The 13,413-nt window shown below is 36.6% G+C and carries 14 protein-coding genes; all 14 read left to right on the top strand.

Features of this window, described 5'->3' with window-relative positions:
* Positions 1 to 4: 4 nt before the first annotated feature.
* The 14 genes from GKE48_RS02740 (at position 5) to GKE48_RS02675 (ending at position 13,340) form a co-directional block, all read left to right on the top strand.
* Positions 5 to 1,168: a peptidyl-prolyl cis-trans isomerase gene (locus GKE48_RS02740; protein WP_173016875.1), complete on the top strand. Its 1,164-nt coding sequence runs from the start codon at positions 5 to 7 to the stop codon at positions 1,166 to 1,168.
* Positions 1,169 to 1,194: 26 nt separating this feature from the next.
* Complete coding sequence (locus GKE48_RS02735; protein WP_022098230.1) at positions 1,195 to 1,845, top strand: HAD family hydrolase; 651 nt, start codon at positions 1,195 to 1,197, stop codon at positions 1,843 to 1,845.
* Positions 1,846 to 1,858: 13 nt separating this feature from the next.
* Positions 1,859 to 2,545 (top strand): HAD family hydrolase, encoded by a 687-nt coding sequence (locus GKE48_RS02730; protein ID WP_022098231.1) that lies wholly within the window; start codon positions 1,859 to 1,861, stop codon positions 2,543 to 2,545.
* A gap of 42 nt (positions 2,546 to 2,587) precedes the next feature.
* Entirely contained in the window at positions 2,588 to 3,016 is a 429-nt protein-coding gene (gene mscL, locus GKE48_RS02725; protein ID WP_022098232.1) for a large conductance mechanosensitive channel protein MscL, read from the top strand.
* 279 nt (positions 3,017 to 3,295) lie between these two features.
* A complete protein-coding gene (locus GKE48_RS02720) occupies positions 3,296 to 4,651 on the top strand; it encodes an NCS2 family permease (RefSeq protein ID WP_243138422.1) in 1,356 nt (451 codons plus the stop codon).
* A gap of 100 nt (positions 4,652 to 4,751) precedes the next feature.
* Positions 4,752 to 6,539: a bifunctional homocysteine S-methyltransferase/methylenetetrahydrofolate reductase gene (locus GKE48_RS02715; RefSeq protein ID WP_154300392.1), complete on the top strand. Its 1,788-nt coding sequence runs from the start codon at positions 4,752 to 4,754 to the stop codon at positions 6,537 to 6,539.
* A 99-nt stretch (positions 6,540 to 6,638) separates the two neighbouring features.
* Positions 6,639 to 6,806: a hypothetical protein gene (locus GKE48_RS02710; protein ID WP_012739514.1), complete on the top strand. Its 168-nt coding sequence runs from the start codon at positions 6,639 to 6,641 to the stop codon at positions 6,804 to 6,806.
* Positions 6,807 to 6,986: 180 nt separating this feature from the next.
* Positions 6,987 to 7,385 (top strand): hypothetical protein, encoded by a 399-nt coding sequence (locus GKE48_RS02705; protein WP_154300391.1) that lies wholly within the window; start codon positions 6,987 to 6,989, stop codon positions 7,383 to 7,385.
* Positions 7,386 to 7,406: 21 nt separating this feature from the next.
* The gene (gene murI, locus GKE48_RS02700) at positions 7,407 to 8,204 is read left to right on the top strand and encodes a glutamate racemase (protein ID WP_055215635.1); all 798 of its coding nucleotides are present in this window, start codon (positions 7,407 to 7,409) and stop codon (positions 8,202 to 8,204) included.
* 21 nt (positions 8,205 to 8,225) lie between these two features.
* Positions 8,226 to 8,708 carry a Cys-tRNA(Pro) deacylase gene (ybaK, locus tag GKE48_RS02695; protein WP_118009536.1) on the top strand — a complete coding sequence of 161 codons (483 nt, stop codon included), beginning with the start codon at positions 8,226 to 8,228 and terminating at the stop codon, positions 8,706 to 8,708.
* A 16-nt stretch (positions 8,709 to 8,724) separates the two neighbouring features.
* On the top strand, positions 8,725 to 9,912 hold the full coding sequence (gene fliB / locus GKE48_RS02690) for a flagellin lysine-N-methylase (RefSeq protein ID WP_022098238.1): 1,188 nt from the start codon (positions 8,725 to 8,727) through the stop codon (positions 9,910 to 9,912).
* Between the two features lie 50 nt (positions 9,913 to 9,962).
* On the top strand, positions 9,963 to 10,970 hold the full coding sequence (trpD, locus tag GKE48_RS02685) for an anthranilate phosphoribosyltransferase (protein WP_055215632.1): 1,008 nt from the start codon (positions 9,963 to 9,965) through the stop codon (positions 10,968 to 10,970).
* A 274-nt stretch (positions 10,971 to 11,244) separates the two neighbouring features.
* Positions 11,245 to 11,598 (top strand): hypothetical protein, encoded by a 354-nt coding sequence (locus GKE48_RS02680; RefSeq protein WP_055215631.1) that lies wholly within the window; start codon positions 11,245 to 11,247, stop codon positions 11,596 to 11,598.
* 104 nt (positions 11,599 to 11,702) lie between these two features.
* Positions 11,703 to 13,340, top strand: a complete 1,638-nt coding sequence (locus GKE48_RS02675) for an ABC-F family ATP-binding cassette domain-containing protein (protein WP_012738954.1) — start codon at positions 11,703 to 11,705, stop codon at positions 13,338 to 13,340.
* Positions 13,341 to 13,413 lie beyond the last annotated feature (73 nt).

The raw sequence follows: 13,413 nt of genomic DNA, 5'->3' as shown, positions 1-13,413 counted from the left end.
CATTATGGCAAACAATAATGCAGCATCAGAGAAGGTTGTTACTAAATACGACCGTAAGATGCAGAAAAGAAAAGAAGAAGAAAGAAAAGAAGCTAAGAGAAGATATATTACCAAATGGGTGTGTATAGCAGTTCTTGCATGCATAATACTTGGAAGTGGAACAGCAACCGGCATTAAGCTGAACAGTATTTATAAAGATTATATTGAAGTGGATAATGATAAGATAAGCCAGATTGAGTTTGATTTTTATTACGGCATAGCTAAGACTAACAGTCTTAACACAACTTTATATGGTTCTATGACATATGGTGATTATTATTCATCTTATATGGGATATAAGACAAGCCAGTCAGATAAGAGCCAGGAATATTCAACTGATTATACATGGTATGATTTCTTTGCTAATTCTGCAGTATCAACTATTAAAGAGACTAAAGCTTTATTAGAGGATGCAGATGCTAACGGATTTACATATGATAATGAAGATGCAGATTATGATGAGTTTATAGGTAAGCTTAAGGATGCGGCTAATAAAGCTGATACATCATATTCAGATTATCTTAAGCAGATGTTTGGTAAGAGAGCTACAGAAAAGAGAGTTAAGGAATTCTTAAAAGATTATCTTAAGAGTACAGCATATCAGGAGAAGTTAACAGAAACTCTTGCGGCATCAGATTCAGAAGTGAGTGCATATTACGAGGACAATAAGGATACATATGATAAGTTTGAATATAGAATGTTTAAAGTTAAGGCTGAAAGTTCAGATTCGTCAGATATGGCAAATGCTAAAGAAACAGCTAATTCTTTTGCGTCAGGCGTAAGCAGTGAACTTGATTTCATTAACCAGTGCAGGAAATTCGCAGAAGCAGGCGATGATACTTATGCGGATGATGCAGCTTCCTTAGTTACAGAGACTAAGAAGAGCAATATTGAGGAAGCATGTGCTGACTGGATTGCTTCTTCAGACAGAAAAGAGGGCGACCTTACAGTTATTGAAGATGATGATAATACATGTTTCTATATTGTATATTACATAAGCAGATCATATGATGGTTCAGATGATGACGCAATTAAGTCAACACTTCTTAACCAGAAATATTCTGAATATATCAAGAAATATACTGATGAATACAGCGTTAATGTAAAGAAGAGATTTTCATATAAGTAGTACATAAATCTGGAGGAGAGTTATCCATGTTAGATCTTAGTAACTGCCGGTGTATCATATTCGACCTTGACGGAACTATACTTGATTCAACACAGGTATGGGCTAAGGTCGACATGGATTTTCTGGGCAGAAGAGGAATTCCTGTATCTAAGGAATATATGCAGGAGATTAAGACACATACATTTGAATCCGGTTCGGTATATACTAAGGAAAAGTATAATCTGCCGGAATCTACAGAAGAAATCATGAAAGAATGGTATGATGCAGCATGTAAGGCATACACTGACAAGGTGGTGTTAAAGCCGTATGCGAAAACTTTTATAGAACAAATGCATAATAATGGTCTTAAGATTGTTTCGGCAACATCATCAGACAGGGCACTTTTTGAGCCATGCTTAAGACGTAACGGAATATATGGTTTCTTTGATGCATTTACACAGACAAATGAAGTGCCGAGAGGAAAGAAATTCCCGGATGTATATATGAAAGCAGCCGGCAAAGCAGGGTGCAGTGTGAATGAATGTATTGTGTTTGAAGATGTATTATCGGCTGCACAGGGAGCCAAGAGCGGTGGCTTTACTGTTGTGGCTGTATATGATGAGGCTTCAGCTGATGACTGGCCAGATATTTGTCGGATAGCCGATTACAATATCAGAAGTTACAGTGAATTAATGTGATAATGGAGAAAATATGACTAAGAGATATATATTATTTGACCTTGATGGAACGATTACAGATTCAAGCGAGGGAATTACCAAAAGTGTGCAGCATGCACTTAAGAAACTTGGAATAGAAGAAAATGACCAGGCGATGCTTCGAAGATTCATAGGTCCTCCTCTTGATGAAAGCTTTGAAAAATTTTATGGATTTGACAAAGAAAAAGCACTAAAGGCAGTTGATTATTACCGTGAAAGATATTCTGACAAGGGAATATATGAAAATGTTCTTTTTGACGGGATAGCAGATATGCTTGAAGGATTAAAGAGTGATGGATATATAATTGCACTTGCTACATGTAAGCCTGAAATATATGTTCCAAGAATATTAGAGTACTTTAATGTTGATAAGTATTTTGATGTTGCTGTTGGAAGTGAATTAGAAGGTGGAGAACGCAGACATAAGAACCAGGTTATTGATGAAGTGTTTGTAAGGCTTGCTGCTGCCGGACTTGCGGACACTGGCAGTTTGTCAGAAACAAAGTCACAGTCTATTATGATTGGCGACAGAAAAGACGATATATTAGGTGCTAAAGCTTCTGGAATTGATTCTATGGGAGTAAGATACGGTTTTGCAGAAGAACAGGAGCTTGAGATAGCAGGAGCAGATTATATTGTTGAAACGGTAGAGGATATAAGGGGAAAATTAAAGACATTATAATTGTTCCAAAGATTAATCAATAATATACGGGAGGAGAACACAATGAAAAAATTCATTCACGAATTTAAAGAATTTGCTTTGAAAGGAAATGTTATGAATCTGGCAGTCGGTGTTATTATCGGTGCTGCATTTCAGAGCATTGTAACAGCACTTACAAGCAGTTTTATTAATCCGCTTATTGCAGTGGTTACAGGTGGCACTAATGGAGAAGGCGTTACTGTTGGTGGTACATTTACAATAAGAGGAGTTGTGTTTGATTATGGTTCATTCATAACAGCAGTTATTAACTTCCTTATTATGGCATTTGTTCTGTTCCTTTTAGTTAAAGCAATGAACAAGATGATGAGCTTAGGTAAGAAGAAAGAAGAACCGGCTCCAACTACAAAGGATTGTCCATACTGCTTCAGCAAGATATCTGTTAAGGCAACAAGATGTCCTTTCTGTACAACAGAATTAGTAGATAAGAAATAAAATAAAGCCATATATGCAGGTCTCCCAACTGCATATATGGCTTTATTCATGTTTTTCATAAATGGATGTATCCCAAAACCTGTGTTCACGTCCAATTCACAGGTGTGTAACTAAAGTACAATGATATAGTACTATTTTGCTATTGAATGTGCTTCCCCCTTTTAGTGGGAGATTTTATTAGAAAAGATATATGTCTAATAAAAAAGTCGTCGTAAAATTGAGAAGAATATGTTAATATTATTAAGTATTTTTAATATTTATAAAATTATGGAGGTTGAAATGGACAAATTGTTCAAACTTAAGGAAAACAACACCAGTGTAAGAACTGAGGTTGTAGCTGGAATTACAACATTTATGACAATGGCTTATATTCTGGCTGTTAATCCATCTATCCTGTCAGCATCAGGAATGGATTCTAATGCAATTCTTATGGCGACTGCAATAGCATCTGCTATAGGTTGTTTTGCAATGGCTTTTCTTGCTAATTATCCTTTTGCGCTTGCTCCAGGACTTGGACTTAACGCATATTTTGCGTATACAGTATGCGGAAGCATGGGATATAGCTGGAAAGTAGCACTTTTTGCTGTATTTGTTGAAGGACTTGTATTTATTGTGCTTTCACTTACTAATGTTCGTGAAGCTATATTTAACGCAATTCCTACAACATTAAAGAAGGGTGTATCAGTAGGTATCGGTCTTTTTGTGGCATTTATCGGACTTCAGGGTGCTAACCTAGTTGTTGCAAGTGAGTCAACAAAGGTTACTGTTGTTAATTTCAGAACTAATTTTAACACAGTAGGAATAGGTGCTTTACTTGCAGTTATCGGTACATTTATCATAGCTATTCTTTATGTAAAGCATGTTAAGGGTTCTATCCTTATCGGTATCGTTGCAACATGGGTGCTTGGTATTATCTGCCAGCTTACAGGACTTTATAAGGTTGATGCGGCAGCAGGATTCTATTCACTTATTCCTTCATGGAGAAGCTTTGATGTCACAGCTATCAGCCTGACATTTGGACAGTGCTTTAACCTTAAGGGTCTTAATATTAATATATTAGATTTTATTGTTATTATGTGCTCATTCCTTTTTGTTGACATGTTTGATACACTTGGAACACTTATCGGTGTTGCCAATAAGGCTAAAATGCTTGATGAGAACGGAAGACTTCCTAGAATTAAGCAGGCTCTTTTAGCTGATGCTATCGCAACAAGTGCAGGAGCCATCCTTGGTACTTCTACAACAACAACATTTGTTGAGAGCTCATCAGGTGTTGCAGAAGGCGGAAGAACAGGACTTTCTTCAGTTGTAACAGGTTTCTTATTCCTTATTGCAATTATATTTGCACCTGTATTTACTACAATTCCTGGATTTGCAACAGCTCCGGCACTTATTTTTGTAGGATTCCTTATGGTTAGTGCGGTTGTTGAAATTGATTTTAATGATTTAACAGAGAGTATACCGGCTTACCTCTGCCTTATCTGTATGCCGCTTATGTACAGCATTTCAGAAGGTATTGCAGTTGGTGTTATTTCGTATGTTATTGTTAATCTTGTTGCTGGAAAGGCTAAGAAGATTACTCCGCTTATGTATGTGCTTGCATTGCTGTTCATATTGAAGTATATTTTCCTTTAATTTTTAGTGCAAATTAAACTTAATAATGATACAATTTTGGAGTCACTTATATAAGGTGGCTCCTTTTTTAAGTTGAATGTTAAAGATAAGGGGACTGGGCATGAAGTATACAGGAACAGCAGGAATATTATATGACAGATTAAAGAGTGAAATACTGGTGGCAGATGGTGCGTTTGGAACATACTATGCTAAGAAGTATGATACGGGCAGCCTGCCTGAGCTGGCAAATTTACAGGCTTCAGACAGAGTACTGGCAATTCATAAAGAATATATTGAAGCTGGTGCTAAGATTATCAGAACTAATACATTTGCAAGTAATACCGTGTGTCTTGGAGCGGGATTTGATGAGGTAAGAAATAATATTAAAAATGCCGTTGACATTGCAAGGGAAGCCGTAAAGGGGACAGATGTGCTTGTAGCAGCTGATATTGGCCCTATTCCTGGTGAAAATATGATTGAAAAAGAGCATATTGAAAAAGAGTATGTTGATATAGTTAATGTTTTTAAGGAATGTGGCGTTGATATATTTGTTTTTGAAACATTTCCAGAACTGGGATTTATTGATAAAGCAATTGAAAATGCAGGAGAAAACGGATTTGTTATAACTCAGTTTGCAATCAATCAGTTTGGCTATAGCAGTGCAGGCTTTAGTGCAAGAAAGCTGATTGAAGAAGCTGAGAAAAATTCATATATTGATGCATGTGGATTTAACTGCGGAGTTGGTCCGGGACATATGAAGAAGCTTGTGCAGAGCCTTATTAACAGGAATGACAAGTATTTTGCGGTGCTTCCAAATGCAGGATATCCACAGGTTGTAAGCGGTCGAATGGTATTTGATGATAACAATGCAGCATATTTTTCACAGATTATGCATGATCTGGCTGAGGATGGAGCTGATATTATTGGCGGCTGTTGTGGAACAACACCTGAATATATAAGACAGATGGTTTTAAAAACTGCTGATGTTGTTCATATGAAAAATGCTTCCATAGAAGAAGAGATATCAGAAAAGAAAACTGCAAATGATGTTTCTTTCTATAAAGGAAAAGAAGGAAGAAAACTGATTGCTGTAGAACTTGCTCCTCCGCTTGGAATTGATGATGAGAAGATTATGGATGCTGCTTTTTTGATGAAGGAAAGCGGAGTTGATGTGCTTACATTTCCGGATTCACCATCAGGAAGAACACGTGCAGATTCAATACTTATGGCAGAAAAGGTTTCGAGAGAAACGGGAATGTGTGTTATGCCGCACATATGCTGTCGTGACAAGAATGCTATAGCAATGCGTTCACAGCTTTTGGGAGCACATATAAATGATATTAATAATTTTCTCGTTATTACCGGTGATCCCATACCATCAGTTGTAAGAGCGTCTGTAAAGAGTGTGTTTAACTTCGATTCAGTTGGACTTATGAATATAATAAGTGATATGAATCAGGAACAGTTTGCCGGGAAACCGGTTATATATGGTGGAGCAATTAATCAGGGAAGGGTTAATTTTAAAGTGGAACTTGAGCGTGTTAAGAAAAAAATGGAGGCGGGAGCCACATTTTTTATGACGCAGCCTGTATTTTCTGATGAAGATATAGACAGACTCAGACAGATTAAAGAACAGACAGGGGCAAGGATTCTTTGTGGAATAATGCCATTTGTAAGTCTTCGAAATGCAACATTCATGAAAAATGAGATGACAGGTATTAATGTTACTGATGAGATTCTTTCAAGATACAGAGCTGATATGTCAAAAGAAGAGGGAGAAGAGACTGGTATTCAGATAGCAAGGGAAATAATTGCAAAGACTACAGATTTTGTTGATGGGTATTATTTTTCATTTCCATTTAACAGGGTACATATGTTAAAGAAGATTATTGGAAAGAACAATCAGTAAGTAAGGCTATTCTATTGACTAATCAGAAATGTATCTGATATAATGTTGAAAAGTTTCGATACGGAATAATTTAATAATGTGTGATATGTGAGGTGTGGTATGGACGAGACTCAGGTTAAACATTTTATTATGATGGAACGCCGTAAGGGAACGAGTATGGAAGAACTTATATTCATACTTCATGATAATGGTGTTCCAGATTATGAAATATCCAATTTTTTAGAGATTTCTATTAAGCATGTGGAAGATGTTCTGAGTGACTATTAATCAGTCTGTTTAGAAGAAATCAGTAAAAGGGCTTTCCCCGTATGCGGTGAATTGATTTTCAGCGTATGCGGGGAAAGCTTTTATAAGATATGATGAAAATGGAGAAGTGAAAGTATCTTGAATACTTTGACATGAGGGCTTATAATTATTATTAAATGCTAAGAAAGGTATGACTTGTTTATGGAGATAATAGAACTGTCAATAACAGCAGAGGAATCAGAGAATTACAGAAAGATAACTAACAGACTTAAGGTGCTTGGTGCTGTCGGTTGGGTAAAGGCTTATATATGGGCTGTGGTATATGTTGTTATATTCTGTGCAATAGGGTTTGCGCTTGCAGGAAGATATGCACTTACAATTATGCAGTATATTCCTGTGTGGGTATGGCCGTTGTGTTTTGTAGCTGTATGGATGGTATCAGCTATAAGAAGATCTGGTAACAAGCAGCTTAAGGTGCTGTTACAGAAGTATCTGTTTACAGGTTTCGCAGATAAGATATTTGCTGGAGAGATAAGACCTAGCAGGGTTAAGATATTAAAGGATAAAATGATCGTTTATTGTAAAGTATATAATGATTAGAATATAGAGGTTTATGGTAATATGAAGATAGGAATATTTGACTCAGGCATAGGTGGTCTTTCAGTGCTTCATCAGGCAATGATTATCATGCCAGAGGCGGATTACATATTTTATGCTGATGTGGATAATGTTCCATATGGGGAGAAAACAAAAGAAGAAGTAAGAAAGCTTGTCGACCATGCTGTTGGATTTCTTGTTGATAAGGGATGTCAGGCAATTGTGCTTGCCTGCAATACTGCAACAAGTGCAGCAATCTCATATCTAAGAGAAAAGTATAAGCTGCCAATAATTGGAATAGAGCCAGCTGTAAAACCGGCAGTTGAGCACATTCATGAATCAGGAAAAAGAGTTATGGTTGTATCAACTCCTGTCACGGCAAAAGGTGAGAAGTTAAAGAAACTTGTAGATAAATATGATAATAAGCATATCGTTGACGTTGTGGCACTTCCTAAGCTTGTAAGATTTGCACAGGATGATGATTTTGACTCTTCAGATGTTACTGATTATTTAAAATCTGAATTTGCTCCATACAATCTTAATGATTATTCTGAACTTGTGCTAGGGTGTACACATTTTAACTATTTTAAGGATTCATTTTCAAAGCTGTTTCCGGATGATTTAGAGATGGTTGATGGAAATACAGGTGTATCTAATAATCTTAAGAATACTGTTGTGAAAAAAGGAATATTTAAAGAGGAAGATAAAGGGAAAAAAGGCACAGTAGAATATTATTATTCGGATAGAAAAATGGAGAGTGAAGCTGAGATGAAACATATAAAAAAGCTTCATGAACGACTTGAGAGAATGAGACAGATATAGAATTGCCAGAGGAATGTAATTATGGGAAAATCAGATGATAAGACTAATGTATGCAGAGTGCTTGACCAGAAAAAAGTACCTTATAAGACACATGTGTGTCCAGATGCAGAAGGGTTAAGCGGAGATGAAATAGCTGCTGTTCTTAATGAGAATCCGGAACAGGCTTTCAAGACACTTGTTACAGTTGGCAAGACAGGTAAGAATTATGTATTTGTTGTTCCTGTTAATAAGGAACTGGATTTGAAGAAAGCAGCGAAGGCTGTTGGAGAGAAATCAATAGAGATGATTAAATCAAAAGAATTACTGCCCCTTACAGGATATGTGCATGGGGGCTGTTCGCCTATAGGAATGAAGAAGTTCTTTCCGACAACATTTCATAAGACTGCTGAGGATTTTGAAACTATAATGTTTAGTGCCGGTAAAATCGGACATCAGGTAGAAGTTAAGCTGTCTGATGTAGATAAAGTTATAAGATATCAGATTGCTGATATCGTTACAGACTAAGGAGAAGATAAGGATTATGAAACTCAGAGTTCCATTCTATTATGACCAGTTCCACTGTATAACTTCAGAATGTAAAGACAACTGTTGTGTTGGCGGCTGGGAGATAGATATTGATGATGATACTTATAATTATTATATGAGTCTTGATGGCGAGCTTGGAGACAGGATAAGAGAATCAATTACTAAAAGTGAAGATGGTTCGAATTGCTTTAAACTCGTAGATGGACATTGCGGTTTGTTAGATAAGTGTGGATTATGTACAATTCATAAAGAACTGGGAGCAGAGCATTTGTCTGTTGTGTGTGACCAGTTCCCAAGATATTCTGAATATTATGGAGAAATCAAAGAAAGCGGTATCGGGCTTGCATGTGAGGAAGCGGAAAGAATTATATTTTCTGAAAACAAAACATTTACAACTGTATTAAAGCCGTGTGATGAGGAATATTCAGAGGATGATGAGTACGACAGTGCTTACGCTGTCAGGATATTTAAGGCAAGAGATGAAATATTTAAGATCCTTGATATGCCGGAGATGTCAATTAATGAGAAGCTGGTTGTAATATTAAAATATTGTGCATCAATACAGGAATATATTAATAATGATGAGTATGACGCACTTAAGGAGTATGTCAATACATTTGGAAGAAGTGATATAGAACATATTCTTATGGAAATGAATGATGAATCAGAAAGCGATGAATTTGGTGATGTTGATGTTTGGGAATGTATAAGAAACATTATGTATCCGTATGAGGATATGGAGGTGCTTAATACACGCTGGGAACAGATATTAGCTGAGATGACAGAGACTTTCCATGAGAATATGGATAATGAGCAGTATCAGGAGACCAAAGAAGAATTCATGACAGCGATGCTTGAAAGAGAGTATGAGTACAGGAACTTTATAACATATCTTGTGTTCCGGTATTTTGCCAAGGCTGTATATGATTATGATGTGGTTGGTAAAGCTAAAATGTTTGTTACTAATTATCTTATACTCCGTCAGATGGACATGCTTGTATGGTATAGAAAGCATAAGAGGTTTACATTTGAAGATAGAATAGATACAGTGCATATTTTTTCAAGACAGGTAGAGTACTCAGAGGATAATATGGAAGCACTTTATGAGTCTTTTCTTTTTGATGATGTGTTTGAGACAGATAACCTTTGCAAGCTGTTATGGATTGACAGTACGGCGTTATAGTAATACACTAAAGCTATCATTTAGATATGTTTATAGGAGGCTAAGGTAATATGATTAAAGAAGCTATTGCAAAGCTCGTTAAAAAGGAAGATTTAACAGCTGGGCAGATGAATGATGTAATGGAAGAGATTATGACAGGAGAAGCCACTGATGCACAGAAGGCAGCGTTTCTTACAGCTCTGGCAGCAAAGGGAGAGACTATTGACGAGATTACAGCAGCAGCCAGAGTTTTAAGAGCACACTGTGAGAAGTTCTTAAATGATATGGATGTTCTTGAAATCGTTGGAACAGGCGGAGATGGTTCTAATTCAATTAATATATCAACTTTAGCTTCTATCATAGTATCAGCAGCTGGAATTCCAGTTGCAAAGCATGGTAACAGAGCTGCTTCAAGCAAATGTGGTACAGCAGACTGTTTAGAGGCTCTTGGAGTTAAGATAGATGCAGCTCCGGCAAGGATGGCACAGATTCTTAAGGATATTAATATATGTTTTCTGTTTGCACAGAAGTATCATCCGGCTATGAGATTTGTTGGGGGTGTGAGAAAGGAAATAGGAATCCGTACATTATTCAACATACTTGGACCGCTGGCTAATCCGGCAGGAGCTTCTATGCAACTTTTTGGAGTGTATAGTGAGGAGCTTGTTGAGCCACTTGCTCATGTATTACATAATTTAGGCTGCAAAAGAGCCATGACAATATATGGAATGGACAGTATAGATGAAATATCTTTAAGTGCTGATACAAAGGTCTGCGAGTTCAAAGGTGATGAGTTCAAATCATATACTATAAAACCAGAGGATTTTGGATTTACAAGATGCAAGAAGGAAGATCTTGTAGGAGGTGAGCCGGCAGTTAATGCCAAGATTGCAAGAGATATTCTTGATGGTGCAGAAGGACCTAAGACAGATGTTGTACTTCTTAATGCAGGTGCTGCTATATATCTTGCTTCAGATGGTATTACAATGAAGGAAGGTGTTGAGAAGGCAAGAGAAATTATTAAGAGCGGATTAGCTAAGAAGCAGCTTGAAAGATTTATAGAAGAGACTAATAAGTAATTCTGAATAATTATATATTAAGATGGGGAGATTTCTGTAAAAACGGGAATCTCCTTTTTGATGTATCTTGAAAGTATATAAGAACAAATGTATTGTACAGCCTCATGATATATGCAATATAGGACTGAACTATATACTGTAAAAAGTAAATCTAAATGTGACGGAAAAGTTACAGGTTATAACGAAAAAATGACAGAAGACGACATATATAACACAGAAATATGGCAATCTGATATAATAAGCGAGTCGGAATAATAATCATGATTGGGGGACAATGTTAGTATTTAATTTGTTTGGCAAGAAAGATACAGAATGTATCAGATTTGAACGTTATTTCTTGTCAATGGGTAACTGTCTGGAAGATTTCTGGAGTATTATGCGAAAGGATATGAACGGTTTTTCAAGAGAGGAGGAAGAGGCTTTTATAGGAGAATATAAGAATGTGCTTATTGTTATGTCAGAAAGTTATATGACGGATATTAATGTACTTTATTATATGGATATCTTACGGAGCCTTAAAGAAAAGGGACATATAAACATAGTCGCAATGATTCAGAATGGTACGGTTATACCGGAAAGGTACAGATGGATTACTGGTCCTGAGGTCAGCAGGATAGCTTTTTATTAATATTTGCTTGCATTTATGTGCCAGAATCTCTATAATCAACTTTGTATGATTATTTTTATAATAGATTATTATCTGTTATGCGTATTTTTTGGAGGAGATTATTAATGATTAGTGCTAACAACGTAACACTTAGAATCGGTAAGAAGGCTCTTTTTGAAGATGTTAACATTAAGTTCACAGAAGGTAACTGTTATGGACTTATTGGTGCGAATGGTGCCGGAAAGTCAACATTTTTAAAAATTCTTACAGGACAGATAGAACCTAGCAAGGGCGATGTTTCAATCACACCGGGTCAGAGATTATCTTTCTTAGAGCAGGATCACTTCAAGTATGATGAATATAATGTTCTTGATACAGTAATCATGGGTAATGACAGACTTTACCAGATTATGAAAGAGAAAGAAGCTATATATGCCAAGGAAGATTTTACAGAGGAAGATGGTAACAAGGCAAGTGAGCTTGAGGCTGAGTTTGCAGATATGAATGGCTGGGAGGCTGAATCAGATGCTGCACAGCTTCTTAACGGACTTGGAATTGGAACAGATCTTCATTATAAGACAATGGCTGAGCTTAACGGTAGTGAGAAGGTGAAAGTTCTTCTTGCAAAGGCTTTATTTGGTAATCCTGATATTCTGCTTTTAGATGAGCCTACTAACCACCTTGATCTTGATGCGATTGCATGGTTAGAAGAATTCCTTATTAATTTTGAGAATACTGTTATTGTTGTATCGCATGACAGATATTTCCTTAATAAAGTATGTACACAGATTGCAGATATTGATTATGCGAAGATTCAGCTCTATGCAGGTAATTATGATTTCTGGTATGAGTCAAGTCAGCTCATTATCAAGCAGATGAAGGAAGCTAATAAGAAGAAGGAAGAAAAGATTAAGGAATTACAGGACTTTATCCAGAGATTCTCTGCCAATGCTTCTAAGTCTAAGCAGGCTACTTCAAGAAAGAGAGCTCTTGAGAAGATTGAATTAGACGAGATTAAGCCATCAAGCAGAAAGTATCCATATATTGATTTCAGACCAGCAAGAGAGATTGGTAATGAAGTACTTACAGTAGAAGGAATTTCTAAGACTATTGATGGTGTTAAGGTACTTGATAATGTATCATTTATCGTAAACCATGATGATAAGATAGCATTTGTTGGTTCTAATGAGCTTGCAACAACTACTCTTTTCAATATTATTACAGGCAACATGGAACCTGATGAGGGAAGCTACAAATGGGGTGTTACAACTTCACAGGCTTATTTCCCTAAGGACAGTGCTGCAGAGTTTAACAGAGAAGATACTATCGTTGAATGGCTTACACAGTATTCACCAGATCCGGATCCTACTTATGTAAGAGGATTCCTTGGAAGAATGCTTTTTGCCGGAGATGACGGTGTTAAGAAGGTTAAGGTGTTATCAGGAGGAGAGAAGGTAAGATGTCTTATCTCTAAGATGATGATATGTGGAGCTAATGTATTAGTATTTGATGATCCTACTAACCACCTTGATATGGAGTCAATCACAGCTCTTAATAATGGACTTATTAAGTTCCCTGGTGTTACATTATTTACATCACACGATCACCAGTTCATCCAGACAACTGCTAACCGTATTATGGAAATTGTTCCAAGCGGACAGCTTATTGATAAGATAACAACATACGATGAGTATCTTGCAAGTGATGAGATGGCAAGAAAGCGTCAGGGCTTTGCAGAAGCAGCTTCTGATGATGAAGATTAATAAACAGCAATGGACAGCCGCACTTATGTGCGGCTGTCTGTGCGTATGAGCTGCGAACAGAGTCAATATGAGA

Source organism: Lachnospira eligens, assembly GCF_009680455.1.
GTDB classification, from domain to species: domain Bacteria; phylum Bacillota; class Clostridia; order Lachnospirales; family Lachnospiraceae; genus Lachnospira; species Lachnospira eligens_A.
The sequence above is the reverse complement of the archived record's forward strand: the minus strand, read 5'-3'. Positions and strand labels throughout refer to the sequence as shown.